Source organism: Streptomyces sp. NPDC031474, from assembly GCF_055581185.1.
Genome location: NZ_JBVIJX010000003.1, coordinates 18,755 through 44,721, shown reverse-complemented (window position 1 = coordinate 44,721; position 25,967 = coordinate 18,755). Strand labels below are relative to the sequence as shown.

The window sequence follows — 25,967 nt, the reverse complement described above, 5'->3', positions numbered from 1 at the left end:
TGTCCGTCGGCATCGGGTCGGACCGCGGGCGGGATCGTCGAGGTCCGCCGGGCCGCTCACTCTGCACCGATCGTCCTCGACGCTGCGCGAAGTGTCTCTGCCTGGCGCCGCAACGCTCCTACGGTTCTGTCACCTTCCCGCCGCGCCTGAAGCAAAGGAGCTTGTCGTGACCCAAGTACTCGACTCGCGCGCAGCCACCCGCCCCACCACCGACCTGTCGGTCGCGGTTGACGAGGACCTGGTGCGCCGTGCCGCTCAGCTGGTCCCGCTCGTCCGGGAGCACGCCGAGCGGACCTCCCAGGCGCGCCGGGTCGTCCCGGAGGCCGTCAAGGCACTCGAGGACGCCGAACTGTTCAAGCTGTTCGTGCCGAAGCGCTACGGCGGACACGCGTCGAACATGGCCACGGCGACCCAGACGATCGCCGAACTGGCCAGGGGGGACGGTTCGACGGCCTGGGCCGTGGCCCTGCTGAACGTGTGCACGTGGTTCGCCACCACCTTCTGCCAGCAGGCCCAGGACGATGTGTTCGGCGCCCACCCGGACGCGAAGGTGTGCGGCATCTTCACACCGGGCAGCAAGGCCGAACGTGTGGACGGCGGCTACCTGGTCAGTGGCCGCTGGCCCTACTCCTCGGGTTCCTTCGCTGCCGACTGGGCCACTCTCGGCATCGCCCTCGATGTGCCCGAGGGCGATGACCCGCGGGCTCTCGCGCTCATCCCGGCCGAGGCGTGGACGATCGACCCGACCTGGTTCGTCGCGGGTATGAAGGGGTCCGGCAGCGACACGATCGTGGTGGAGAACCATTTCGTGCCGGACCACCGCATCCAGCGCTTCCTCGACATGCGTGAGGCGCGATACCTCACACCCCACACCGACGAGCAGAACTCCCACCTGGCGTTCATACCGGTCGCCGCGCTGATCCTGGTCGCACCACAGCTCGGCCTGGCCCGACACGCTCTGGAGCGGACCCGGCAGCGGCTGCCGGAGAAGCCGGTCGCCTACACGGCCTACCACCAGGCGCGTACGTCGCCGACGCACCAGTACGGTGTCGCCTCGGCCGCCACCAAGTTCCACCAGGCAGAACTCATGATGCGGCAGGCGTGCTTCGACATCGACGCATGCGCAGCCGCTCACGCCCTGCCGTCCATGGAGGTCCGGGCACGGGTCCGCAACGACACCGGCGTGATCGCCGAACTCGTCAAGGACGGCATCGACCTGCTCATGACCGCGAACGGCGCCGGCTCCTTCGCCGACGCCAACGTCCTCAGCCGGATCTGGCAGGACGCCGGGATCGCCGGACGCCATGCCTATGTGAGCCCGGAGGTCGGCAAGGAGGTCTACGGCAAGGTCCTGCTCGGCGACCACGACCTGACGATGGACCTTTGATGACCTCCCAGATGATCCACAGCCCGTACGACGTCGCGCAGTTCCGCCATGTCCTCGGCCACGTGCCGACCAGTGTCGCCATCGTGACCGCCATGTCCCGCGGACGGCCGGTCGGTGTCACCGTCGGCTCCTTCAGCTCGGTCTCGCTCGACCCGCCGCTCGTCACGTTCTTCATCGACCGCTCCTCCCGGACGTGGCCCCGGCTGAACGAGTCGAGCACCTTCACCGTCAACGTTCTCGGGGCGGACCACGCCCATCTGTGCCGGGCTTTTTCCCGGCGCGGCGTGGACCGCTTCGAGGGCGTCGGCTGGGGGCCGTCGGACGTCGGCAACCCGATGCTGGAGGACGCCATGGTCGCCCTGGACTGCAGCCGCTACAAGGTCGACGTCCTGGGCGACCACATCCAGGTCGTCGGCAGGGTCGACGCGATGCGGCTGCGCGACGCGGGACCGCCCCTGGTCTTCTACCGCGGTGACTTCCTCCCGTTCGGCGCGGCATGAGCGCCGTCCCACAGTCAGGAACACGATGATCCACGAACACGCACTGCTCACCATCGCGCCGGACGACGTCGAGAAGTTCGAGAAGGCCGTCGCGGAGGCACGCGCCACGCTCCTCGAGGCGCCCGGGTGCCGAGCCGTCTCCGCGCTCCGCAGCGTCGACCGGCTGGGCTCCTACCTCCTGCGCGTCTCGTGGGACAGGATCGAGGACCACCTCGAGGTCTTCCCCGCCACCCCACAGGCCACCCGGCTCGCGGACCTCATCGCGACCTGCTTCGCCGAGGCCCCTCAAGTGATCCACTTCGCCGACGAGGAGGTCTGAAAGCCGGACTTCGACCGAAACCCGGTCGCCTGCAGGACGAGTGTTCGCGCCGTCGAGCTACGGATCACCACCTGGGCGGCGACGGCGCTGGACTTCGACGAATGGAGACGAGGGGCTGGAGCCGTGATCAGCTTCTTTCACGGATCAGGAACACGTTGGTGGTGATCCGGCGCAGGCGGACGCGTCAGGAGGAGCGTTCCGTCTGCGAGCGCGCCAAGGTCGCCCCACGGGCCATCTACGACCGTACGGCCAGCAAGGAGGCCCTCTTCCTCGCCGTCTACGAGCACGGATTCAGCCGCATCCGTGCCGACGAGGAGGCCTTCGACCGCGAGGAGCGCTGGACCGGCCTCGACGCGCGCACGCTGGTGGTCGAGGCCGCCGCCGAATTCGCCGGGCTCTTCGAGCGCCACGCGGCATTCCTCAAACTGATGGTGCTGCTCAGCGGCGCGCACTCGGAGGTCTACCGCCGGGCCCGTGCCTACACCGCGCAGATGGCGGACCGGTTCACCGCTGTGGTCCTCGGCGCCGCGCACGAGATCACACACCCCGATCCCGAAAGGGCCGTACGCCTCTGCTTCAGCACGGTCTTCGCCGCTCTCATGATGCGGGTCGGCTACGGCCCGGACTTCGCCGCTCCCGCCGCCGGCACCGACGCCTTCCTGCGGCACCTCACCCAGACAGCGGTGCGGTACCTGTTCGGCTGTGAGTGAGCCGCCCGGGGGCGCGGGTGCGCGACCTGCCGAGCCGGCGGGAACGGCAGGGACGGCTGCCGGAGGGACTCCACCCCGCGCGATGCGACCAACCGCGTCCGCCTCCAGGGCGCCGGGCATCACAGGCGGAGGGAAGAGTGGGTGTGACGGGGGCGACTGCGGTGGCGGGTCCGCCCCCGGCCCCGGTCAGGGGATCAGGACGATCTTGCCGTGGGTGTGCTGTTGCTCCAGCTCCGCGGAGGCGTCGGCGACGCGGTCGAGCGGGTACGTGGCGGCGATCGGGATGTCGACGGCACCCGAGGCGACCAGATCGGCCAACTCCACCAGGATCTCGCGTGCGGTGGCGTTGTGGCGGCCGTCGGCCCTGGCGCCGATCTCCGCGGCGCGTCCCATGGCGACGGTCGTCTGGATGCGCTCCGGTGGGATGCCGAGAGCGACCGCGAGGTCGAGGTACTCGGGCCCGTAGAGGTCGATGAACGCGTCGATGCCGTCCGCGCCCGCCGCCTGCTCGAGCCGCTCGCGCAGGCCGTCCCCGTACGGAACCGGGACCACGCCGTGCTTCTCCAGCCACTCGGCCCTGGCCGGCGAGGCGATGCCGAGCACGCGCACACCCCGTCCGGTGAGCAGTTGCACGAGGAACGAGCCGACCCCGCCGACGGCGGCGGACACGACGACCGTCTCCCCGGGCTGGGCGCCGACGGCGCGGGCTGCCGCGTAGGCGGTGGCGCCGACCATGTGCAGGGAGCCCGCCACCTCCCAGCTCAGCTGGGGCGGCTTGGACACCAGCCCGTCTGCCGGTACGGCCAGGTGCGTCGCGTGCGCGCCCGGCGTCGGCGTCCAGCCCAGTACCTCGTCGCCGACGGCGATGCCGTCGACCTCGGCGCCGACGGCCGTGACGATCCCGGCGAGATCGCTGCCCTGGCCGGAGGGGAAGTCCACCGGGAACAGGTCCCGGATGACCCCGGAGCGGATCATCGCGTCGAAGGGGTTGATGGCGGCGGCACGCACAGCGACGACGACTTCCCCGGGCCCTGGCTCGGGCGTCGGGACGTCGGTGACGCGCAGGACGTCGCGATCGCCGTACTGCTCGAAACGTACTGCTTGCGTTGTTCGGTTCATGACTTCTCCGCAGCGTGTGGGGCGGGGTGTGATCAAGGAACGATGACGGTCTTTCCGGTGACGTGGCCAGCGCGAACCCTGGCGATGACGGCCGGGGCGTCGGCGAGCTGGACTTCCGCGTCGATACGGATGCGCAGTTCCCCGGTGGCGGCGAGTTCGGCGAGTATCGTCAGCGTCTCGGCGGAGGGACGGCTGCCGAGGTTGACGCCGAGGATGCCGCGGGCGGCCAGGGCGTCGGGATCCGTGGCGTAGTTGGTGCTGACCAGGATGGAGCCGGGGCGGAGCAGACCGGTCATGGGGCTGATGTCGCCGCCGGCCGGGGTGACGAGGTCGAGGACGGCGTCGATGCCCTCGGGGTACGTGGCGGCCACCTGCTCATGGGTGGGGGCCCGGGTGTAGTCGATGACGGTGTGGGCGCCGAGATCGCGCAGGTGGTCGGCCAGGCCGGCGGTTCCGGTCGCCAGGACGCGGGCTCCGGCGCGGGCCGCGAACTGGATGGCCGACTGGCCCACGCCGCCGCCGCCGCCGTTGATCAGAAGGGTGTGCCCGTCGGCGATGCGTGCGGCCTGGACGGCCTGGTAGGCGGTCACAGTCGCGGTGGGAAGGGCGGCCGCGAGTCTGAAGGAGAGGGCCTCCGGCATGAACGCGATCTTGGCGTCCTGCTCGGCGAGGGTGTACTCGGCGTAGGAGCCTTGGCCCTGGGACACGCGCATGAACTGTCCGTAGACGCGGTCACCGGGGCGGAAGCGAGTGACGCCCGGGCCCGTCCTTTCGACGACGCCCGCGCCGTCCGAGCCCATGACCAGCGGAAATTCGTGTACCACAGAGCCCTTGAGGGCGCCGTCCGTCACCTTCCAGTCGAAGGGGTTCACTCCGGCGGCGTGGATGCGCACCAGCACTTCACCGGCGCCGGGCTCGGGGGTGGGCAGGTCGACGATCTCGGGCAGGGCTGCGAAATCGGTGACGACGACGGCTTTCATGTCCATGCCTTTCTGGCTGCTGGGTGAACCGTTGCGGACATCAGCCGACCAGGCTCGCCATCGCCATCGGGGCGAGGGCGATGGTGTGGTGGGTGTGCTGGACCTTGGCTTGCAGGTAACGCAGGTTGCTGGGCGTGGTGTGCACGCCGGTGGGGACCGCTCGGGTGACCGAGACGCCGAGGTCGCGCAACTGGCGCGCCTTGTCGGGGTTGTTGGTGAGCAGGTTCAGCTCGGTGACGCCCAGGGCCGTGAGTATCTGGGCGGCGGCCGTGTAGTCGCGCGCGTCCTCGGGGAGGCCGAGGGCGCTGTTGGCCTCGTAGGTGTCCAGGCCCGCGGTCCTGCAGGGCGTAGGCGTCGAGCTTGTTGTAGAGCCCGATGCCGCGGCCTTCCTGGCGGAGGTAGAGCAGGACGCCGCCGGTGGCGGCGATGCGTTCGGTGGCTTCGCGCAGCTGGGGGCCCAGCCGGGTCAGCGTCCCGCTGAGTTTCCCGGACGGCTACCAGGTGACCGCCGAGGTGATCACGTTCCACGGCCTGGCCGACGGCGCCGAGCATGTCGCCCTGGTCCTGGGCGACCCCGCCACCGCTGCCACCTCGCTGGTGCGTCTGCACTCCGAATGCCTCACCGCGGACGGTGGCTGCGGCGGTGCTGGTGGTCATGGCCTCTCCCTTGACGTCACATGGTTCAAATTTGAACGCAGCACTCACGATAGGATGGAGTTCTAATTTGAACAACCTGGAGGGGTGTGGCATGGGCCATACGCGTTGGCTGAATGACGAGGAGAAGCGTGCCTGGACGGCCTTCACCACCGCTCACGCGTTGCTGTACCGACGGCTGGAGCAGCAGCTCAAGCGTGATTTCGGCCTGTCCGGCCTGCAGTACGAGATCCTCGCCCGGCTCAGTGGGGCCGCCGGCCGGGAGATGCGGATGGCTGAACTGGCCGGCGTCCTGGTCAACTCCAAGAGCGGGCTGACCTATCAGATCGAGCAGATGGAGAAGGCCGGGCTGGTGCGCCGGCGCTCCTGTCCCTCTGACGATCGTGCGGTCTTCGCCGTACTCACCGAGGAGGGCATGGCTCTGCTGGAGCGGGCGGCGCCCGGCCATGTGGAGACCGTCAGGGAACTGTTCATCGACGTGCTCACGCCCGACCAGGTACGGCGCTCGCCGACGGCCTCGGCGAGGCGAACCGCCGTATGGCCGCCGGCCCCGGCACAACGTGTGCCGCGGACGACGGGACCGCATGCGCGAATGCCGGGTCCGGCGCCGAGGCCCCTGCCGGCCTCGGCGCGTGACGGCGCCTCACCGTGTGCAGCGCACCCGGGCGCGGCGACCCTGGCATGGAACGTGCGGGCCGAATCTCCCTGGGCGATGCGTGGGGCAAAGCCTCAGATGCCGGGCTCGAGTCCGTCGAGGGCCTGTTCCGCCCAGATGGTTTTGCCGGTGTCGGAGTGGCGGGTGCCCCAGCCGAGGGTCAGCTGGGCCACCAGCAGCAGGCCGCGGCCGCCCTCATCGTAGGTGTGGGCCCGGCGCAGATGGGGGGCGGTGTTGCTGGCGTCGGAGACCTCGCAGATGAGGTGACGGTCGTGAATCAGCCGTAGCTGGATGGGTGGCGCGGCGTGGCGGATGGCGTTGGTGACCAGTTCGCTGATCACCAGTTCGGTGACGAAAGATGCCTCCGCCAGGTCCCAGGCCTCGAGCTGGGCTGTGACGAGCTTGCGGGCCCGGGCCACGACGGCCGGATCGGCGGGCAGGTCCCAGGAGGCGACGTGCCGGGCGTCGAGCGTGTGGGTGCGGGCGACGAGCAGGGCGATGTCGTCGGTGCGCTCCTCGGGTGGCAACGTGCCGATCACTGTGTCGCAGAGGACGTCCAGGTCGGCGGCGGGATGGGCGAGTGCTGTGCGAAGCCGTTCCAGCCCCTGGTCGATGTCCAGGTGGCGGGACTCGATCAGGCCGTCGGTGTAGAGGGCGAGGATGCTCCCCTCGGGCAGTGCGGCCTTCGTGGCCTCGAACGGCAGGCCGCCGAGGCCCAGCGGAGGGCCGACGGGCGCGTCGAGGAAACGCACGGTGCCCTCGGGGGTGACCAGGGCGGGCATGGGGTGACCGGCGCTGGCCAGTGTGCATGTCTGGGAGACCGGGTCGTAGACGGCGTACAGGCAGGTGGCGCCGAACCCCCCGGCGGTCTCGGCGGCCTGGTCGGCCGGCGACGTGCCGCCGGTGGCTGCGTCCGCCGCCAGCCGGACGACCAGATCGTCGAGGTGGGTGAGCAGTTCGTCAGGTGACAGGTCGACGTCGGCCAGGGTGCGCACCGCGGTGCGCAGCCGCCCCATGGCGGCCGCCGCCTGGATGCCGTGCCCGACCACGTCGCCGACGACCAAGGCGACCCGTGCGCTGGACAGCGGGATGACGTCGAACCAGTCGCCGCCCACTCCGGCGAGCGCGCTGGCCGGCAGGTACCGGGAGGCGACCTCCACGGCTTGCTGCCGCGGCAGCTGCTGCGGCAGCAGGGTCTTCTGCAGCGCTGTCGCGGTGTCGCGCTCGTGGGTGTACCGGCGGGCGTTGTCGATGAACACGGCGGCCCGGCCGGTGATCTCTTCGGCCAGCAGCAGATCGCCCTCGCTGAAGGCCTCCTGCCGTTGGTGGCGGATGAAGACGGCGATGCCGAAGTAGGTGCCGCGAGCACGCAGAGGGACGGCCATGACGGAGTGCATTCCGAACGCGCGGATCGCGGCTTCCCGTCCCGGGTGCCCCACCGACCAGTCGGCGTTCGACGGGTCGTACTTCTTGTGGAGCACGGCCCGGCCGGTGGCTAGGCACTGGGCAGTCGGGGAATCGGCGGCGTAGACGTCCACCTCGCCTAGGGGGACGACCGCCTCAGGAGTGCCCGGGAATACGGACTGGTGGGCCACACGGCGCAGGCGGACAGCGCCCGGTCGTTCGGATCCGGGCACCGGGCCGGGGGCGGAATCGGGGAGCAGATCGACGATGGCGAAGTCGGCGAACTCCGGCACGGCCACTCCAGCCAGCTCATGGGCGGTGCGCGCCACGTCGAGGCTGCTGCTGATCCGGGCGGTGGCGTCGTTGAGCAGTTGCAACCGCTTGCGCGCCCAGTACTCCTCGGTGATGTCGTCGGTCGCCAGCGCCACGCCGCACACGGCGCCGCCGTCGTCCAGCACCGGGTACGCGACGTGCGACCAGGCATGCTCCCGGGTTTCGCCGGGCGTCTTCGCGTAGGTCTCCAGGTGCTGCGGCTCATCGCTTTGCAGCGCCCGGCGCACGGCTCGCTCCAACTGTGCGGCTACCGGGTGCTGGTCGAACTCCGAGAACCGCAGCCCGCGCATCTCGGCCTCGGTGAGACCCAGCGCGTTCTCCGCGTAGCTGTTGGCCCGGCGCAGCCGCAGACGCCTGTCGAACACAAGCGTCCCCCAGCTGGGCGACTGCTCGAGCATCCACCCCATGAGTGGCTTGTCCTGCGGGGTCGCGGCCCCGGCGAGGGAACAGATCACAAGCCAGTCCGGGCTCGTATCCGTCACCGTCCGACGGTGGGTGAGCACACCGGCCTCCACCCGGTGCCCGTCCCGGTGCCGCAGCCGCAGCCGGCCGCTCCATCTCCACGGGGCCTGGATCCTGCGCAGCGCCTCAGAGGGGAGTTGTTCATCGAGCAGGCGGGCGGCGGGCGTGCCGACGATCTCGTCCGGCAGGTAGCCCAGCAACTTCCGGGCGCCCTCGCTCCATCCCGTCACGGTGCCCCACCGATCCACGACAGCCCACGCCGAGCCACCGTCGTCGACAACGTCGCCGGGCAGGCCCGTGCGCTCGGCGATGGGGGTCCGTCGCTGTTCCATCGCTGTCTCGTTTCTGCCGGGGGCTCGGGCACTCCCGCTTGGCCGGCACCGCACCGCGCCTGTGCCGTCCACCCCCGTGTCTCCATTATTGCTCGCCCCACCGCAATGACATCCGCCAGTGCTTCGTGGGGTCGGTGACGGCAGGCGGAAGGCTTGTCGCCGATCGGCCGGGGCCCGGCGTCACGGTCGTCGTGCCACCCGCGGCGGCCGACCGGGTAAGCGGCGAGGGCCCGACACACGGCAAGGTGCCCGAGTACCCGCCGAAGGCGCGGGCCGGCGGTGTTCCGCCGATCAGGCCGGCCCGCGAAGTGCCGCTCACGCACCGCGCCGGTCGTGCTCGACCGGACCCGTGACCACGGGGAGCAGGAGCGGTCAGCCTGTTTCCCCCGCCGTGCTGTGGGCTCCGCTCGTGGCGTCGGTGATGAGGGCAAGGGGGCGGCTCAGGTGGTGGCCTGGGGTTGCGCCGGGCTGAGGTAGTACACGGCCATCTGTGCGGTGTGCGGGGCAAGCAGGCCCTGCAGTTCCTCCGCCGCGACCTTGAGGAGGTCGCCGTCGCGGGTGGAGTTCTCGGTGACGCGGGTGCGGTGGGCGGTGGTTCCAGTGGCGGGTCAGGACGCCGCCGGATGTCGACGTCGCCGGTGACGTGGTCCAGGTCGAAGGCGCCGGAGGGAAGGCCGTGCCGGACGGAGACGGCGTTGTAGGAGTCGACGGTCGGGTTGATGCGCGGCAGCGTTCCCTTCTTGGCAAGGCGGCGGCCGAGCGCGTCGACGCTGGGTCGGATGCGGCGGGGGTTGGTGCCGAAGGAACGGTAGGCGGTGTGCCAGGCCTCGATGCGGGGGTCGGTCTCGTCGGCGGGCTGCCAGGTGCCATTGGCGAGCTGCCGCTCCAGGTTCTCCAGGGCGGTGGTGGTGGCCGGCCAGGGCCCACGGCCGCGCAGGCCGGTGGCGGTGACCAGGGCGATGAGGGTGTCGGGGAAGGCCGCTGCGACGGCGGGGGCGATGCGGAAGGCGGGCATGGGCGGGTTTTCCGTTTCCTGCGTGCGTACGGGGGCGGTGGGGGCGGACGTCAGGGCTTCCATGGGCCGATGCGGTCCAGGCGGCGGAGCTGCTGGCGCGCGGTGGGAACGTCCAGGCCCTGGCGGCGCTCGGTGAGGCGATCGGCGACGGCGGTGCGGTACTCGACGGGCTTGTGGTCGTCGTACTTGAACTTGGCCTGGACGTCGGTGACCTCCAGGCGCAGGCCGCGGATGCCGGGCAGCATCCGGCCGTAGGGCGGCTGGTCGACGGCGGTGGGGGGGTGGTCGCCGTCGGGCTGGAAGTGGGCGAGCTGGCGGCGCAGCAGCTCTGCCTTGGCCTCGGGGTCGTCGACGACATGGGCGCGGCAGGTGAACTGAGGATGGAGATCAGATGGCCGAGCCAGCCGCGGCCCTGCGGACGGTCGCACACAACGTCCGTGCGGCCCATACCCGGGCGGGTCTGTCCCTGGAGGAGCTCAGCAGACGCTCCCAGGTCAGCAAGGGAGCCCTGGTGGCACTGGAGAAAGCCCAGGGCAACCCCAACCTGGCCACCCTGGTGAGACTCGCCGACACCTTCTGTATCTCCGTGTCCGCCCTGATGCAGGGGCCGCTCGAAGACCGCGTCCGCGTCGTTGCCGCCGACACCGTGGCCCCCCTGTGGACCGGAGAACGGGGGAGCGAGGCCCGGCTCATGCTGACGACCCCAGGCCCCGCCTGTCGAGGTCTGGCGCTGGCAACTGCAACCGGACGAGGAATACCCCAGCCACCCCACCAGGCCGGAGTCGTGGAAACCGTCAGCGTCACCGCGGGCCGGATGACGCTGATCGTCGACGGCGCGGAGCATCCCGTCGGAGCCGGCCAGACCGCCACATTCGATGGCGCCGCTCCCCACACCTACCGAGGTGCCGGCACCGAAACCTGCAGCCTGATCATGACGGTCCACCTGCCGCCCGGTCCCGCTTCCACGGCCTGACGCGAGGCGCGGGCGGGAGCTCCGGCGGTGCCGTCGCCTCAGCGGCGGGAGAACCGCTGGTGACCGCGGGCGGTCGCCTGGCGACGAGTTCGAGGCAGCGGATGCGTACACCCGGCACACCTGTCGGCTGCACGGCATGTCGTCCCTGCTGGACGACGGTCCCCGTCCCGATACTCGTGCGGTGGTTGTCGCTGCCGAACACCCCCCGGCGGAGCCGCGGAGCCGAGCCGGTATCGGGGTGAGGGGCAGGCGCGACGAGGTGGTCGAGGAGGTGCTGGAACGCACGCTGTGGCTGACCCCGCGCGGCGTCGACGTCGGTGTGACAGAGAGCGTCGTCACCCTGGCCGGCCGGCTGGAGCGCAAGAGCGACACGAGGTCGCCGTCTCGATGACCCGCCGGATCGACGGCGTCGTAGCCGTCGTGGACCAGCTCACCCACCGATGGGACGACTCCCATGCGCAGCCCGTGCGACAAGTGCCGCACGGCGGTGCCCACCCGGGTGCTGGTCGTGTACGGAACGACGAACGGATCGACCGCGCAGATCGCCGGACCATGGCCGGCGATCCGGCCGAGGAAGGGATGACGGCCGAGGCGCGGCCCGCCGGTCCCGGACGAGCGGCGCCCCTTACGACGCGGTGATCGTATCGCCGTGGCAGAGCCACTGGATGATCGCGGCGCCGTCCGCCCTGGAAGCTGCGTGGGCGTCGTCCCTGACGAGACGCCGTCGTCGGTCGGTCGATACCAGCGATGCATCGCTGGGCGCAACAAGCTGCAGGGGACTGGAAGGCACGGTCCGGCGGATGCCTCGCATCCTGCCCGGCCGACGGGCCGCACCGCCGCAGTACACGTAGGCACCGCCGCGGACCACGTAGCACTCCGAACTACGTAGCGGATACGTGTTCCTCCGAATGTGGGGATGCGGACGGAAGGCGGAGGGTGGACCCACCATCTACCAGCCCTCATGCGGAAAAGAGGTGACCCGAGTGATCGGTTGGGACTCCGAACGCCGTGGGAAACCGGGTGCGCTTCGCCATCGACGTGTCCTTCGCCGGACGTCACCCGCGGGACTGCCGCGGGCAGCCCGACGTGCCGGTGGCGGAGGGTGACCATGGAACTGCGCGAGCTCGAGTGGTTCACGACCCTGGCCGAGACCGAGCACATGACGGAGGCCTCGCTGCGTCTGAACGTCAGCCAGCCCACTCTCTCCAGAGCCCTGGCCCGGCTTGAGCGCAAGCTGGGCGTGAAGCTCTTCGACCGTCATCACAGCGGGCTGCGGCTCAACAAGTACGGGGAGATCTTCCTGGACCACGCCCTGCGGGCCATGAGCGAGATCGACAAGGGCGAGGAGCGGATCGTCACCCTGGTCGATCCGGAGCGAGGCTCGGTCTCCCTCGGATTCCTGCATTCGCTCGGTGGATGGCTGGTGCCCGACCTCTTGAACCGCTATCGCAAGCTCGCCCCCAGCACATCGTTCGAGCTGCGCGGTGGTGCCTGTGACGCCGTGATCGACGACGTACGCCGGGGGAGCGTCGACATCGGCTTCGTGGCCCCAGAACCGGTCGCGGAAGATCTGGAGTGGATCCCGCTGGGGCGCGAGCCGCTGTGCCTCGCCGTTCCGCCGGGCCACGTGTTCGAGGGCCGCGAGCATGTGGCGATCGCCGACCTGGCACACGAGCCGATGCTCGCACTCAGGGCCGGGTTCGGTCTGCGTCACGTCACGGACCGCCTGTGCCGTGAAGCGGGGTTCAGTCCTCGTGTCGAGATCGAGGTGACCGAGCTCTCCACCCTCCACGCTCTGGTGGCCGCGGGAATGGGCGTGGCTGTCGTGCCCGTACCAAGGCTGGGTCAGGCCACGGGGCCCGTGATCCGCTGCATCCCGTTCAGTGACCCGACGGCCTTCCGGCACTACGGCGTGGTCACCCGGCGGTGCGGGCCGAGCGGCTTGGCCGCGAGGCGCTTTCTGAAGTTCGTTGCCAGGGGTTCGACGCCTCCGTCGCAGTCAGGACGATCGGCAGTCGAGGAAACCGTGGGGCGAGCCCTTACGGCAGCCAGGGCCTCCTGACCGGACCGGCCGGGCGGACACTGCCGCAGGCGTGAGTGGCCGCCGCCACACTCGCGTCCCGCCCGCCCGGCAGAGGGGCAGACAGCCGTCGGTGCGTGCAGACGGGTTGGCCCGTGCGCGACGGCGGCACAGAATGACCCTCATGAGCAGGCACGCAGCCACCTATCGACCGTCGGCATCCTCTTCGGCCGATCTGTTCGGACGTGAGCGCGAGCTCGCGGCTGCCCGTGAGCTGGTTTCCTCGCACCGCCTCGTGACGCTCACCGGGCCCGGCGGGGTGGGCAAGACGTCCTTGGCCGCCGCGATGGCGACCACCCTCGAACGGGCTTTCACGGAGGGGACGTGGTTCGTCGAGCTGGGTGCTCAACGGAACCCGGACACCATCGCCGAAACGGTGGCCGTGAACCTCGGGCTGAGTGCCGCACCGACCATGGACGCCGAGGAACAACTCCGCCGTCATGTGGCGGGCCGCTCCATGCTCCTGGTCCTGGACAACTGTGAGCACGTCCTCCCCGGATGCCGACGACTGGTGTCCGCACTCCTCGGCGCCTGTGGTGAGCTGCGGGTGTTGACCACCAGCAGAGAGCCGCTGAGGCTCACGGGTGAGCGTGTGATCGTCGTACGCCCGCTGCCGGTTCCCCCGCAGGAGCGGGACGTCACCGTGGGCGAGCTGCGCGACTATCCGGCCGTGGCCATGCTCGAAGCACGCGCCAAGGCTGTCAACGATCAGTTCGAGATCACCGAGCACGAGACGTCGGCGGTCGCGAAACTGGTCGCTCGCCTGGACGGGATGCCGCTGGCCATCGAGCTCGCCGCCGCGCGACTGCGGTCCCTGCCGGTCAAGGAGCTGCTGGACCACATCAACGACCGGTTCGCGCTCCTCAACCGGGGCGACCCCACCGCGACACCGCACCACCACTCGCTGGACGCGCTGGTGCGGTGGAGCTACGACCTCTGCTCCCGGGACGAGCAGCTGCTCTGGGCAAGGCTGGCCGCTTTCAGCGGCAGCCCCGACATCGCGGCCATCCGAGCTGTGGGCGGGTTTGCGCCCCTGGAAGGCGCCAGGCTCCTCGACGTGCTCGACGGCCTGGTCTCCAAGTCGATCCTCCTCCCGGAGCTGACACGGGGCGACATGCGCTACCGGCTCCTTGAGACGCTGCGAGATTTCGCCCTGGAGCGCGCCCGGGGGAGTGAGGACTTCGGCCACGCTCGACGTGCGCACGTGGAGTACTACCGGGCGTGGGCTACGCACACCGCTACAGGCTTCTTCGGCCCCGGCCAGGCCGATTCCGGACAGCGGTTGGAATCCGATTTCAGTAACCTCGAGCTGGCTTTCAACGGTCTCTTCCAAGACCCCGGCCGCTCCCGTGAGGTGTTGGAGCTCGCGTCAAGCCTTCGCTTCTACTGGATCACCGGCCATCTCCGGGAAGGGCGGCGTTGGCTGGAGAGGGCACTTGCCGTGGACACGGCCGCGTCCGTCGAACGCGGCAACGCGCTCTGGATAGCGGCGGCGGTCATGGCGATGCACGGGGAACTGCCCAGGGCCCAAGGGTTCCTGAGAGAGGCCGACGAGATCGCGCGCTCGACCAAGGACCCGCGACTGGCCGCGCACACGGCCACATGGAGAGGACAGACAGCGCTGACCGCAGGGGATCTCGAGGCGGCCCAGGAAGCCCTGGAGACGGCATGCAGAGGTCACGCCGACCTGTCGGACGCGGAGGGGCAGCTGATATCCCTGTTCCTGCTCGGTATGGTCAAGAGTGCGCGGGGAGACCATCAGGGGGCGTCGGACGCCTGCCGTGAAGTCGTCACTCTCAGTGAGAGCCTGGGCGAGACGTGGGTGCGCTCCTACGCTCTGTGGGTGCTGGCGTTCGACGCCTGGACGCGTCAGTCCTTGGAAGCGGCGAGTGAGTTGGCCAAGCAGAGTCTGGAGCTCAAACGCGGCTTCCGGGACGACCTCGGCACAGCGCTCGTCATCAACCTGATGGCCGGCATAGCCCTGGACAACCGCGACCCCAAGCGGGCGGCAGAACTGCTGGGCGTCGTCGCGGCGTTGTGGACCCTGCTCGACACCGGGCTCAAGGCATTCGGGCCCGTGCTGGCCTCGCGTTACGAAGCCATCGAGCGCGCCGTACGAGACCGGCTCGGCGACGGAGTGTTCCAGCGCATCCACGAGAGCGGGCGTCGCCTGGAACCGAGCCGACGCATGAGCCTGGCACTGGGCAGCGCGGACACGGCACCCGAGGACCAGGCGGGCGCGGGGGCGGAGTCCGAGCTGCTCACCCGAAGGGAGAGGGAGGTCGCGTCACTGCTCGCGGAGGGCCTCAGCAATCGTGCCATTGCCACAAGGCTCGTGCTCTCCCCGAGAACCGTCGAGGTCCACGTCGAACACATCCTGCGCAAACTCGGCTTCCGCTCGCGCACCGAAGCAGGCGTATGGGCGGCTCAGGCGCTCAGGCGCTCGGGGGCGAGGGGTGACGCCTCGGGTGCTTCCGCCTCGGAGAGGGATGCTGAGCCTGGTACGGAGTCGGCGGCGGCAACGCGGTAGGCCGAGGCGTCGAGCGAGGAGCCGCAGAGCCGGTTCTCCTGACCCGCGGAGCCCGTTTTCCATCGGCGCAGGGAGGATCACTCACCAGCAGATCCTCGGCGATCAGAGTGGATCTCTCACCGTGAGCCGACCGCTCGCCTGCGGTCTCTGTGCGCCCCTTGGCCCGCCTGCCCGGCGCGGCGTCGTCGAGGCGCACGGGCGGCTCAGCCGGCCCACTCGCCGGTCTCGTCCGTTCCGAACAGCCCGGCGAACCTCTCGGCGACGGGTGTCACGATCCCGTCCTGCCGTCGCACAAGGCCCAGTGGCAGCTCGGGCCAGCCCCCGGCGACGGGGACCCGGTCCACGCCGGGGTGGTGCTCGGCCATCTCGTCGCTCATCACCGAGACGCCGAGACCGGCCGCGACCAGTGCCACCGCGGTCTGCACCGTCGGGACGGGGATGACCTTCGTGGGACTCCCGCCCACGGAGGTGAAGCGGTCGTCGATGAGCCGCGAGAGGCTTCGGGCACCCGGCAGCCTTCTCGGCAGAACCCACGTCTTGTCCCTCAAGGAAGCGAGGGGGAGGGGCTCCGAGACGCCGAGATTCCAACTCTGCGGCGTGATCAGCGTCAGGGGAAGTGTCGCGACGACGTCGACAGTGAAAGTGACGTCGCCGACGGGCTGCAGTGGTTCCTGGGGCAGTACGGGAAACACGGCGAGGTCCAGGTAGCCGTTGGCGAGATTCTCGAGCTGAACCCGCGGTGGTGCGTCCATCAGTTCGAGCGACACCCGAGGGTGCGCCGAGAGGAACGATGCGACGCGGGTGCTCACGATCCGCCACAGCCCCATGGGCTCGGCTCCGACCCTCAGTTCCCCTTCGAGCCCTTCACCCATCGCTCGCAATGTCGCGGACAGCCGCTGCTCCTCGGCGATGAGTCGCCGGCCCGCGGCCTGCAGGTAACGACCGGCCGGTGTCAGGGTGACGCCGCGCGGCAACCGGTCCAGCAAGGTCACGCCGAGTTCCGACTCGAGCTTCGCCATGGCGGTGCTGAGCGGCGGCTGTGAGAGGTGCAGTGCCCTCGCCGCCTCGGTGATGGATCCGGCGTCGGCCACGGCGAGGAAGTACCTGATGCTCCGGAGATCCATGCGCGGAGTGTATCGAGGCACCGAATCACCAACATTGGACCTATGACGTCCGCTCCAGCAAGGTGACGTGAGGGTCGCGGTTCGCATCGGCCGATGGCCGTCGCCGTCCGCGTCGGCCGACGCCGTCACGGTCCGCATCGGCCGATGGCTTCCAGAGCTGGAGGACAGGTGGGAGAAGAACAACAGGTGATCGTGGCAGGGGCCGGGCCGACCGGGCTCCTGACCGCACTGGGCCTGGCGCAGCGGGGCGTCGTCGTCACCGTGGTCGAACGAGCGTCGGCCCTGCAGGACGCGCCACGGGCGATGGTCTACCACTGGGCGACCCTTGACGGGCTGGCCCGTCTTGGTGTCCTCGACGACGCCCTCCGGGCCGGTTTCCTGAAGCAGGACTACGCCTACCGGGTGCGCCGGACCGGCGAGATCATCGGGTACGGGCTGCACGCGCTCGAGGGCAGGGTGCAGCATCCCTACAACCTGCACTTGGGACAGGGGGCGCTGGCCCAAGTGATCCTGCGGCACCTGGAGACATTCGAGAACGCCCGCGTGCTCTGGGACCATGAGGTCACCGCGGTCACCCAGGACCGCGACGGCGTCGACGTCACCGTTCGCACCAGGAGCGGCGACAGGACTCTGCGCGCCCCGTGGCTCGTCGGAGCCGACGGCGCCGGCTCCCGGGTCCGCGGCGAGGCCGGGCTCGGTTTCGACGGCATGACATGGGCCGAGCGGTTCGTCGCGACGAACGTGCGCTTCCCCGACGACCGGCCGGGCTGGGCGCAGTCGACGTTCTACGTCGACGACGTCTACGGCGCGATCATCGCCAAGATCGACGAGTCGGGTGACCACGGACTCTGGCGTTACACGTACATGGAGGACGACGAACTGCCCGCGGAGTCCGCGGCCGAGCGTCTCCCGACATATCTCGCCGGCGTGTTCGGGGACGACATCGCACAAGCCACGGAACTCGTCGCGCTCTCGCCCTACCGGATGCATCAGCGCAGCGCGTCCTCCTACCGAGCCGGCCGGGTACTGCTGGCCGGCGACGCGGCGCACGCCACCAATCCGACGGGCGGCCTCGGACTGACGATGGGCCTGTTCGACTCCTACGTCTTGAACGAGGCACTCGGCGCCGTGCTCCAGCAACGCACCGTCGAGGGAGTCCTCGACGTCTACGCCGACCTGCGTCGCCGCGCCTTCCTGGAGAAGGCGAGCCCGCGGGCCGCCGCGAACAAGCGACTGCTTTTCCACTCCTCCGATCCGGTCAAGCTCGACCACGACCTCGAAGTGTTCCGGCGGATGTCCCGCGACCCCGAGTTCGCCGCGGAACGCCTGTATTTCACGAAGACGTTGGAGACTCCGTCACTGCTCGCCGCCCAGTCCCGAGTCTGACGTGTCCGACGACAAACGAAGGAATTCCGTATGAACCCCCTCGACGGACTCCTCGTCGTCTCCCTGGAGCAGGCCGTCGCCGCGCCGTTCGCGACGCGTCAGCTGGCCGATCTCGGAGCCCGAGTGATCAAGATCGAGCGACCCGGTGCCGGCGACTTCGCCCGCGGCTACGACGAAACCGTCCGCGGACTGGCGAGCCACTTCGTCTGGCTCAACCGGTCGAAGGAGTCCGTGGCGCTCGATCTGAAGAGCGGCCACGGCAGGTCGGCCGTTGCCGCCCTGGTGAGCCGGGCGGACGTCTTCGTCCAGAATCTCGCCCCCGGCGCGGCCGAGCGGCTCGGCCTCGGCGCCGAAGCACTCCGAGCCGTCAACCCCCGCCTCATCCACGTCTCGATCTCCGGCTACGGCGGCGACGGACCCTATGCCGACAAGAAGGCGTACGACCTGCTCGTCCAGTGCGAGGCGGGCCTGGTCTCCGTCACCGGCACCCAGGACGAGCCGTCCAAGGTCGGCATCTCCATCGCGGACATCGCCTCGGGCATGTACGCGTACACCGGCATCCTCTCCGCACTCATCCAGCGGGGGCGGACCGATGAGGGCGTCACGATCGAGATCTCGATGCTGGAGGCCCTCGCCGAGTGGATGGGATACCCGCTCAACTACGCCATGTACGGCGGCACGCCACCCGAGCGGACCGGGGCGCGACACGCGGCGATCGCCCCGTACGGGCCGTTTTGTTGCGGGGACGGCGAGCAGGTCTTCCTGGGACTCCAGAACGAGCGCGAATGGGCCACCTTCTGCGAGCGGATCCTCGGCGAGCCGGCACTCGCAGCCGACCCGAGATTCATCCGGAACTCCTCGCGAGTGGAGCACATCACACAGCTGCGGGTCGAGATCGAGCGGGCCTTCCGGGACAGCACTGCCGAGGAGGTCGCGCAGCGGCTCGAGGCCGCGGGCATCGCGAACGCCCTGCTGAGGGACATGGCGGGCCTGGCGAATCATCCGCAGCTCAAGGCCCGAGGACGCTGGCTGGAGTACGACTCACCGGCCGGGACGCTACGGGCGCTCATTCCGCCGGCGACTTTCGTGGGCGCCAAGCCGGTCATGGGCCGGGTTCCCGAAGTCGGCGAACACACCGATGCCGTGCTGGCCGAGTTCGGAGCCCTGCCGTCGGCGCAGCTCACGGACAGCCGCCGTTAGGCGCGGGTGATCAGCATGCCGCACACGCATCGGGACAACGCCGTACAGGCGGCGAGGTCGTTTCTCTTCGTGCCCGGCGATCAACCGGCGCGCTTCGACAAGGCGGTCGACTCCGGCGCCGACCTGGTGGTGATCGACCTCGAGGACGCGGTCGCGGGAGACCGTAAGGACAGCGCACGCGCATCAGCGGTCGAGTGGCTCTCGCGCGGTGGGCGTGCATGCGTGCGGATCAACGACACGTCGAGCTCGCTGTACGGCACTGACCTGGACGCCCTTGCCGGCGTCCCCGGTCTGATCGCCGTCATGCTTCCGAAAGCCGACTCGCCCAAGTCGTCGACGGCTGCCGCCGAGAGGGCCGGCGTACCGCTGATCGCTCTGATCGAGTCGGCGGTCGGCATGGTCCGGGTCCATGACATCGCCCGCACCCCTGCAGTCGCCCGTCTGGCCTTCGGGAACCTCGACTACGCACTCGACCTGGGCGCCGACGCCGGGTGGAGCGCGATGCTGCACGCCCGCTCGTCACTGGTGCTCGCATCGAGGGCGGCTGCGCTGCCGGGCCCCGTCGACGGTGTCACCACGATGCTGGACGACGCCGACGTCCTCGACGGGGACCTCAGACGGGCCAAGGAGATCGGCTTCACGGCGAAGCTTCTCGTACACCCCAAGCAGGTCGCGGTCACCCACGCCGCTTTCCGGCCGGACGAGGAGGCGGTCCGGTGGGCCCGCAGGGTCGTCGCAGCCACCACCGGGAGCAGTGTCGCCCGTGTGGACGGACACATGGTGGACGCCCCGGTCCTCGCGCGGGCGAGGGCCATCCTGCAGCGAGCCGGCTGACACCCGCACCCGCGTACCGGCGCGAGCCGTTTCCCGTGCCCGCGGGTCGGCGCGGGCACCTTCATGCATCAGATGAATCGCCGGTCGAACATTCCCGGCCTCGTCAACTCCGGCTACGGCCAACATCCTTTGTTTACAAGCGATGTCCGTCTTGTGTCAGGCAGGAGAAGCCATGTCCCTCACCACCCAGCGCCCCAGCGACCTCGACCGCAAGCGCTTCTTCATCGACGGAGCATGGGTCGACCCGAGCGGCGACCGCCTGCAGGAGCAGATCGAGGCCGCCACGGGTGAGCGCATCGGCGTGGCCGCGCTGGGCGCGGAGGCGGACATCGACGCCGCCGTCCGCGCCGCCCGGCGCGCACTGGACGAGGGCCCCTGGGGACGCACCAGCGCGGCCGAACGAGCCGAGGTGCTTCGCGGGTTCGCGGACGCGCTCGAAAAGCGCGCCGGGGACACCTCGACCCTGGTGAGCCGCGAGAACGGAATGCCGATCGGGACGTCGCAGATGCTGAACGGCGGGGCACCCGCCGCGCTCCTGCGGATCTACGCCGACGTCGTCGAGAACCTTCCGTTGGAGGAGACGCGCCCGAGCCTGGCAGGCTCGACGATCGTCCGCCGCGAACCGGTCGGCGTGGTCGGTGCGATCACACCGTGGAACTTCCCGCAGGCGCTCGCCATGTTCAAGATCGCACCGGCGCTCGCCGCCGGCTGCACGGTAATCCTGAAGCCCTCGCCGGAGACTGCGCTCGACTCCTACGTCTTCGCCGACGCCGCCCAGGAGGCCGGCCTGCCCGCGGGCGTGCTGAACATCGTTCTCGGTGACCGTGACGCCGGCGCCGCGCTCGTGTCCCACCCGCTGGTCGACAAGATCGCCTTCACCGGGTCCACCGCGGCCGGCCGGGCCATCGGCCAGGAGTGCGGACGCCTGATCCGCCGGGTCACCCTCGAACTGGGCGGCAAGTCGGCCGCGATCTTCCTCGAGGACGGGAACGTCGAGACACTGCTCGCGGGCCTCGACAACGCGTCCTTCCTCAACAACAGCCAGACCTGCACGACACAGTCGCGGATCCTCGTCGCACGTTCCCGCTACGACGAAGTCGTCGACGCCGTCGCGGCTTTCGCGGACGCGTACCAGCTCGGAGACCCCCTCGACCCCTCGGTGACGATGGGCCCGATGGCCACCCGCGCACACCTGCAGCGAGTCCTCGGCCACATAGAGATCGCCAAGAACTCGGACGCCCGACTCGTCACCGGCGGTGGCAGGCCCGATCACCTGGACCGGGGATGGTTCGTGCAACCCACTGTCTTCGCTGACGTGGACAACGGCGACCGGCTCGCACGCGAGGAGGTGTTCGGCCCCGTCATGGCGCTCATCCCGTTCGACGACGACGATGACGCGGTCCGGATCGCCAACGACAGCAACTACGGTCTGGGCGGCTCCGTGTGGAGCGCCGACGAGGACCGCGCGCTGGCCGTGGCACGCCGCGTCCGTACCGGCACGATCGGGCTCAACTACTACACCCTCGACCTCGGCGCGCCGTTCGGCGGATACAAGGACTCGGGCATCGGCCGCGAACTCGGTCCCGAGGGGATCAACGCCTACCTCGAGTACAAGTCCGTCTACGCCTCGGCGAAGTACCTCCCGGCATGAGCCGGACACCAGTAACCACGAGAGAGGACGCGCCGTCATGACGGACCCTGTCGAGGTCGTCAACGCCTACTTCGCCTCAGTCACCGCAGCCGATCCACAGGCCGTCGCCGAACTCTTCGCCGCGGATGCCGTCCTTCAGAACGCCGCCGGCACACTCACCGGTGCCGATGCGATCAGGCGGATGTACGAGAACGGCCTCGCGCCCGGTGCGATGAAGCCGAACCCCAGACGGTTCGTCGTCGATGGCGAGACCGTCGCCGTGGAGATCGACCTGACCGCGAACGGGAGTGCCGTGGCACTCGCCGACTTCTTCACCATCCGCGACGGGAAGATCGAGCGCCTCGCCATTTACAGCCTCACCCCCGCCGACGGACGTCTCTTCGACAAGGTCGGCGTCGACCCCGACGCGGCGTGACCTGACGCCCCGCCGTACTGGGCGTTTTTCCCCACCAGTTCGCAAGGAGAACCATGAAGGTCGCAGTATTCGGCCCCGCCCGGCGGGTCGGTGTGGTGCACGAAGGTTCCGTCGTCGACATCAACGCCGCGTACGCGAAGTACCTGGCCGAGACCTCGCCCGCCGCCCGGCCGCTCGCTGAGGCAGCCGTAGCCGTCCCCGCTCGGCTCAACGCGTTCATCGAGGAGGGGGCGCGGGCCCTCGACGGTGCGCGGACCGCACTGGAGTACCTGCTGGACCAGGCGCAGGACGTGGCTGGGGTGACAGGCGAGCAGCTCTGGTTCGCACTCGACGAGGTGCGGCTGCACGCCCCGATAGAGGGACAGTCCCGCGTCCTGTGCGCTCTTGCCAACTTCGCCGACCACATGCAGAGCGCGGCCGAGAACTCCCACGGTGCGGACACCGAGGAAACCATCAGCCGTCTCCTGGCCGGAGGACCCAAGTTCTTCGTGAAGGACCACCGCGCCGTCTCCGCGAGCGGCGATCCCCTGCGCTATCCGGCACGCACCCAGCGGCTGGACTACGAGGCGGAGGTGGCCGTGGTGATCGGCAGGGGCGGCCGCGACGTCAAGGGCGAGGACCTCGCTTCCCATGTGTGGGGCTACACCCTGTTCAACGACTGGTCGGTGCGGGACAACGTCTCCTTCGGCCCCGATTTCATGTACTCGAAGAACTTCGACGGCTCCGCGACGATCGGACCCTGGATCGTCGTCGACGAGGGTATCGATCCGCAGGACATTCCCATCGAATGCCGGGTCAACGGCGAGGTGCGCCAGAGCGGCAACACGCGTTCCATGGTCCACTCCTTCGCCGCGCTCGCCGAGCATCTGTCCAGGGACACGACCCTGTTGCCCGGCGACCTGATCGCCAGTGGCACGCCCAAGGGCACCGCCGTCGACTCCAGCCGGCAGGGGCCCGACGGGTCGTTCCCGGACACGCTGTTCCTCAAGTCCGGTGACGTCGTGGAAGTCTCCTCCGCCCTGATCGGGGCCATCCGCAACGAAGTCGTCAAGCCGACGGACTGAGGAGACGACCATGACCACGGAGAAGTTCGAGGTCGGCGGCGTCCTGTACGACCGCCCCTTCAGGATCCGCCGGCTCAACCACTTCGGCATCAGCGTCGACGACACCGGCGAGTCGGCGAGGTTCTACCGGGACGTGCTCGGGTTCGCGGAGTCCGACAAGCTCGATCTCCAGAAGTACGACCCGGGCCCCTGGCTCGACTCGGTCCCCGACAAGCACGTCTACTTCCTGCGGCACAACAGCGACCACCACACCTTCGTGCTCATGCCGCGCCCGTGGGTCGAGCACCGGGAGCCGCCGGCCCGTTCCGACATCACGGTCAACCAGATCACCTGGCAGGTCGGCAGCCTCCGCGAGGTGGTCGAGGCGCGGCTCTGGCTCGCCGAGCTCGGGCAGAAGATCGGGCGCTACGGCCGCGACCCCGGGTCCAACTGGCACACGTACTTCCCGGACCCGACGGGCCACACCAACGAGCTCGAGTACGGCATCGAGCAGGTCGGCTGGGACGGTCTGAGCAAGCCCGAGGTGATGTGGCCGTGGCTCAACGAGCACCCCGAACTGCCGTACAAAGCGGAGTCGACGGAACTCACCGAAGCCCGCACCGAGGGCATCGATCTGACGTCGGGCCACCGCTGGGTGGATGAGCTGCCCAAGACGTACGACGTCGGTGGCGTCCTGCTCGCGCGGCCGTTCAAGCCGGTGCGGATCGGACCGGTGAGCATCTTCGTCGAGGACCTCGACGCGGCGGAGCGTTTCTACACCGAGAGCCTCGGCCTGGAAAAGAGCGAGGAGTCCTCGATCGCCGGCCACCGCGTCCTCTTCCTGCGGGCGAACACCGAGCATCACAGCCTGACGCTCCTCCCACTGGAACTGCGCAGCGTGCTCGGCGCGCGGGAGGACAACACCTTGCTCGCCTTCGGCGTACAGGTCGGTTCCTACGAGCAACTCCGGGCGGCGAAGGAGTTCCTGGAGGAGAAGGGCGTCAAGCTCATCGACCTCCCGCAGGAGATCCACGCGGGGATCGACTACGTGATCCACGCGGTCGCCCCGGACGGGCACGTGATGCAGCTGTACTACTACATGGAGCAGGTCGGCTGGGACGGCCGCGTGCGACCGCAGGACGAGCGCCGGAAGGTCCAGGCCGGCGTATGGCCACAGACGCTGACACCGCTCTCCGACACCTACGGCGGCGAGACCTTCTGGGGACCGCTCGGCTGACGGACGGCGCCGTGCCGTCCGTCGCTCATGACGCACCACGAGAGAGGTCCTGTTGCCCAAGATCATATTCCACCATGCCGGAGGCGGGACGGACATCGTCGAGGTGGACGCTGGTGTCAGCCTGATGCGCGCGGCAGTGGAGAACGGCGTGGCCGGCATCGTCGGTGAGTGCGGGGGGCAGGCGATGTGTGCGACCTGCCATGTCCTCGTTCGCGACTCCTACTTGAGCGAGTTGCCGCCCATCGGTGATGACGAGGAAGAGATGCTCGAGTGCACGGCCACCCCGCGCGACGGGCTACGCAGCCGCCTGGGGTGTCAGCTGACGCTGGGCGCAGATCTACAGGAGGTCGAGGTCGATGTGCCCGAATCCCAGGTCTGACCCCGCCGTCCACCGCGTGGTCGTCATCGGTGCCGGACATGCCGGCGTCCAGGTGGCGGATGGGTTGCGCGCGGGCGGCCATGTCGGTCCCGTGGCCCTCGTCGGCGACGAGCCCGTCCTGCCCTACCAGCGTCCACCGCTGTCCAAGGAGTACCTGTCACCCACCCGGACACCGGCCACGCCCCACTTGCGGGCGCGACAGTACTTCGCCGACCACCGGATCGACCTGCACACCGGTGTCACCGCCACCGGTCTGGGGCGGCCATCACGCACGGTCCGGCTTTCCGACGGCCGCGAGTTGCCCTACGACGTCCTGGTGCTGGCCACTGGGGCGGCCAACCGCACGCTCGCCGTCCCAGGATCCGACCTGGCGGGCATCCACACGCTGCGTACCCTCGGCGACGCCGACACCCTGCGTTCGGCGCTGTCCCAGAGCCGGGCAGTGCTCGTCGTCGGCGCCGGGTTCATCGGCCTGGAGTTCGCCGCGGCGGCCCGCAAGCAGGGGCTTCGGACCACCGTCCTGGAGGCAGCGGACCGCCCCCTGGGCCGAGCGCTGTCCGCGGAAATGGCGGCCCACCTCACGGCCGCACACCGGATGGCCGGCACCGATCTACGGCTCGGTGAGGCGGTCGCACGGTTCACCGGAGACGGCGGTCGCGTGAACGGTGCCATCAGCACCACGGGTGTGCGGTACCAGGCTGATCTCGTAGTCGTCGGTATCGGCGTCGTGCCGCGGGTCGAACTCGCCGTCCAGGCCGGCCTTCCGGTCGCGGACGGGATCGTCGTCGACGAGTATCTGCGCACCGCCGATTCCGCGGTCTACGCCGTCGGCGACTGCGCCAACCACCCCAACGTGCACGCCGGTGTCCGCATGCGGGTGGAGTCGGTACAGAACGCCACCGACCAGGCTCTCCACGTCGCCTCGACGATCCTCGGTGGCACTGATGCCTATGCGGACCTGCCCTGGTTCTGGAGCCACCAGGGTGAGCTGAAGCTGCAGATCGCCGGCGTGCGCCGACCCGATGACGAGAGTGTCGTGACCGGTGATCCCGACGCCGGCCGTTTCTCGGTCTGCTGCTACCGGCGGGGCCGCCTCGTCGCTGTCGAATCGCTCAATCGTCCCGCTGACCATGTGGCGGCGCGGCGCGTGCTGACGGCCGGCCGCTCACCAGAACCCGGACAACTGCGCGATCCGGGGTTCAGCCTCAAGGAGTTCGCCCGGGAGACAGTGGCGGCCCGCTGAGT

At 69.7% G+C, this 25,967-nt stretch carries 22 protein-coding genes and 4 pseudogenes; 19 read left to right on the top strand and 7 right to left on the bottom strand.

What is annotated here, in order from left to right; all coding sequences use genetic code 11:
• The first annotated feature begins 166 nt into the window (after positions 1-166).
• The 4 genes from ACZ5SK_RS05860 to ACZ5SK_RS05845 all read left to right on the top strand — a co-directional run bounded on the left by ACZ5SK_RS05860 (position 167) and on the right by ACZ5SK_RS05845 (position 2,916).
• Positions 167-1,387 carry an acyl-CoA dehydrogenase family protein gene (locus tag ACZ5SK_RS05860; RefSeq protein WP_334581804.1) on the top strand — a complete coding sequence of 407 codons (1,221 nt, stop codon included), beginning with the start codon at positions 167-169 and terminating at the stop codon, positions 1,385-1,387.
• On the top strand, positions 1,387-1,887 hold the full coding sequence (locus ACZ5SK_RS05855) for a flavin reductase family protein (protein ID WP_334581803.1): 501 nt from the start codon (positions 1,387-1,389) through the stop codon (positions 1,885-1,887). Before ACZ5SK_RS05860 ends, ACZ5SK_RS05855 begins: the two co-directional genes overlap by 1 nt.
• A gap of 25 nt (positions 1,888-1,912) precedes the next feature.
• Entirely contained in the window at positions 1,913-2,206 is a 294-nt protein-coding gene (locus tag ACZ5SK_RS05850; RefSeq protein WP_334581802.1) for an antibiotic biosynthesis monooxygenase family protein, read from the top strand.
• Positions 2,207-2,367: 161 nt separating this feature from the next.
• Positions 2,368-2,916: a TetR/AcrR family transcriptional regulator gene (locus tag ACZ5SK_RS05845; protein WP_334581800.1), complete on the top strand. Its 549-nt coding sequence runs from the start codon at positions 2,368-2,370 to the stop codon at positions 2,914-2,916.
• A gap of 186 nt (positions 2,917-3,102) precedes the next feature.
• Here ACZ5SK_RS05845 and ACZ5SK_RS05840 read toward each other — a convergent pair whose 3' ends face one another.
• The 3 genes and pseudogenes from ACZ5SK_RS05840 to ribA form a co-directional block, all read right to left on the bottom strand.
• The gene (locus ACZ5SK_RS05840) at positions 3,103-4,035 is read right to left on the bottom strand and encodes an NADP-dependent oxidoreductase (protein ID WP_334581799.1); all 933 of its coding nucleotides are present in this window, start codon (positions 4,033-4,035) and stop codon (positions 3,103-3,105) included.
• Between the two features lie 32 nt (positions 4,036-4,067).
• Positions 4,068-5,021, bottom strand: a complete 954-nt coding sequence (locus ACZ5SK_RS05835) for an NADP-dependent oxidoreductase (protein WP_361707880.1) — start codon at positions 5,019-5,021, stop codon at positions 4,068-4,070.
• A 34-nt stretch (positions 5,022-5,055) separates the two neighbouring features.
• Positions 5,056-5,473 (bottom strand): annotated as a pseudogene (gene ribA, locus ACZ5SK_RS05830) (GTP cyclohydrolase II RibA); the annotation flags it as partial.
• Here ribA and ACZ5SK_RS05825 point away from each other — a divergent pair.
• Both ACZ5SK_RS05825 and ACZ5SK_RS05820 read left to right on the top strand, forming a co-directional pair.
• Positions 5,442-5,645 (top strand): annotated as a pseudogene (locus ACZ5SK_RS05825) (hypothetical protein); the annotation flags it as partial. The pseudogenes ribA and ACZ5SK_RS05825 sit on opposite strands and share 32 nt — an antisense overlap.
• Positions 5,566-6,024 (top strand): annotated as a pseudogene (locus ACZ5SK_RS05820) (MarR family winged helix-turn-helix transcriptional regulator); the annotation flags it as partial. The pseudogenes ACZ5SK_RS05825 and ACZ5SK_RS05820, both read left to right, overlap by 80 nt.
• A 374-nt stretch (positions 6,025-6,398) precedes the next feature.
• Here ACZ5SK_RS05820 and ACZ5SK_RS05815 read toward each other — a convergent pair.
• The 3 genes and pseudogenes from ACZ5SK_RS05815 to ACZ5SK_RS05805 all read right to left on the bottom strand — a co-directional run bounded on the left by ACZ5SK_RS05815 (position 6,399) and on the right by ACZ5SK_RS05805 (position 10,298).
• Complete coding sequence (locus ACZ5SK_RS05815; protein WP_468417131.1) at positions 6,399-8,855, bottom strand: SpoIIE family protein phosphatase; 2,457 nt, start codon at positions 8,853-8,855, stop codon at positions 6,399-6,401.
• Between the two features lie 440 nt (positions 8,856-9,295).
• Positions 9,296-9,870: pseudogene (locus ACZ5SK_RS05810) on the bottom strand (B3/B4 domain-containing protein).
• Positions 9,871-9,920: 50 nt separating this feature from the next.
• Positions 9,921-10,298, bottom strand: coding sequence for an FMN-binding negative transcriptional regulator (locus tag ACZ5SK_RS05805; RefSeq protein WP_443041360.1), 378 nt, complete (start codon positions 10,296-10,298; stop codon positions 9,921-9,923).
• Between ACZ5SK_RS05805 and ACZ5SK_RS05800 the strand changes: the two genes are divergently transcribed.
• The 4 genes from ACZ5SK_RS05800 (at position 10,262) to ACZ5SK_RS05785 (ending at position 15,453) form a co-directional block, all read left to right on the top strand.
• Positions 10,262-10,843 (top strand): helix-turn-helix domain-containing protein, encoded by a 582-nt coding sequence (locus ACZ5SK_RS05800; protein ID WP_334581796.1) that lies wholly within the window; start codon positions 10,262-10,264, stop codon positions 10,841-10,843. The two genes, ACZ5SK_RS05805 and ACZ5SK_RS05800, sit on opposite strands and share 37 nt — an antisense overlap.
• 238 nt (positions 10,844-11,081) lie before the next feature.
• Positions 11,082-11,234 carry a hypothetical protein gene (locus tag ACZ5SK_RS05795; RefSeq protein ID WP_334581795.1) on the top strand — a complete coding sequence of 51 codons (153 nt, stop codon included), beginning with the start codon at positions 11,082-11,084 and terminating at the stop codon, positions 11,232-11,234.
• Between the two features lie 717 nt (positions 11,235-11,951).
• Positions 11,952-12,905 carry a LysR family transcriptional regulator gene (locus ACZ5SK_RS05790; protein WP_334581794.1) on the top strand — a complete coding sequence of 318 codons (954 nt, stop codon included), beginning with the start codon at positions 11,952-11,954 and terminating at the stop codon, positions 12,903-12,905.
• A gap of 142 nt (positions 12,906-13,047) precedes the next feature.
• The gene (locus tag ACZ5SK_RS05785) at positions 13,048-15,453 is read left to right on the top strand and encodes an ATP-binding protein (protein WP_334581792.1); all 2,406 of its coding nucleotides are present in this window, start codon (positions 13,048-13,050) and stop codon (positions 15,451-15,453) included.
• A gap of 203 nt (positions 15,454-15,656) precedes the next feature.
• On the opposite strand, the gene ACZ5SK_RS05780 is transcribed toward ACZ5SK_RS05785, so the two are convergent.
• Positions 15,657-16,577 (bottom strand): LysR family transcriptional regulator, encoded by a 921-nt coding sequence (locus ACZ5SK_RS05780; RefSeq protein WP_334581791.1) that lies wholly within the window; start codon positions 16,575-16,577, stop codon positions 15,657-15,659.
• Positions 16,578-16,745: 168 nt separating this feature from the next.
• Between ACZ5SK_RS05780 and ACZ5SK_RS05775 the strand changes: the two genes are divergently transcribed.
• From ACZ5SK_RS05775 to ACZ5SK_RS05735, 9 genes are all read left to right on the top strand, one after another.
• Positions 16,746-17,963, top strand: a complete 1,218-nt coding sequence (locus ACZ5SK_RS05775) for an FAD-dependent oxidoreductase (RefSeq protein WP_334581790.1) — start codon at positions 16,746-16,748, stop codon at positions 17,961-17,963.
• Positions 17,964-17,993: 30 nt separating this feature from the next.
• Positions 17,994-19,163: a CaiB/BaiF CoA transferase family protein gene (locus ACZ5SK_RS05770; RefSeq protein ID WP_334581789.1), complete on the top strand. Its 1,170-nt coding sequence runs from the start codon at positions 17,994-17,996 to the stop codon at positions 19,161-19,163.
• A gap of 15 nt (positions 19,164-19,178) precedes the next feature.
• A complete protein-coding gene (locus ACZ5SK_RS05765; protein WP_361710360.1) occupies positions 19,179-19,997 on the top strand; it encodes an HpcH/HpaI aldolase/citrate lyase family protein in 819 nt (272 codons plus the stop codon).
• Positions 19,998-20,169: 172 nt separating this feature from the next.
• Positions 20,170-21,648 (top strand): aldehyde dehydrogenase, encoded by a 1,479-nt coding sequence (locus ACZ5SK_RS05760; RefSeq protein ID WP_334581787.1) that lies wholly within the window; start codon positions 20,170-20,172, stop codon positions 21,646-21,648.
• Between the two features lie 37 nt (positions 21,649-21,685).
• Positions 21,686-22,063, top strand: coding sequence for a nuclear transport factor 2 family protein (locus ACZ5SK_RS05755; protein WP_334581786.1), 378 nt, complete (start codon positions 21,686-21,688; stop codon positions 22,061-22,063).
• A gap of 53 nt (positions 22,064-22,116) precedes the next feature.
• Positions 22,117-23,127, top strand: a complete 1,011-nt coding sequence (locus tag ACZ5SK_RS05750) for a fumarylacetoacetate hydrolase family protein (protein ID WP_361710356.1) — start codon at positions 22,117-22,119, stop codon at positions 23,125-23,127.
• A gap of 10 nt (positions 23,128-23,137) precedes the next feature.
• Positions 23,138-24,343 carry a VOC family protein gene (locus ACZ5SK_RS05745; RefSeq protein ID WP_334581784.1) on the top strand — a complete coding sequence of 402 codons (1,206 nt, stop codon included), beginning with the start codon at positions 23,138-23,140 and terminating at the stop codon, positions 24,341-24,343.
• A gap of 52 nt (positions 24,344-24,395) precedes the next feature.
• Positions 24,396-24,722 carry a 2Fe-2S iron-sulfur cluster-binding protein gene (locus ACZ5SK_RS05740; protein ID WP_334581783.1) on the top strand — a complete coding sequence of 109 codons (327 nt, stop codon included), beginning with the start codon at positions 24,396-24,398 and terminating at the stop codon, positions 24,720-24,722.
• A 16-nt stretch (positions 24,723-24,738) separates the two neighbouring features.
• A complete protein-coding gene (locus ACZ5SK_RS05735; protein WP_334581781.1) occupies positions 24,739-25,965 on the top strand; it encodes an NAD(P)/FAD-dependent oxidoreductase in 1,227 nt (408 codons plus the stop codon).
• The last annotated feature ends 2 nt before the right edge of the window (positions 25,966-25,967 follow it).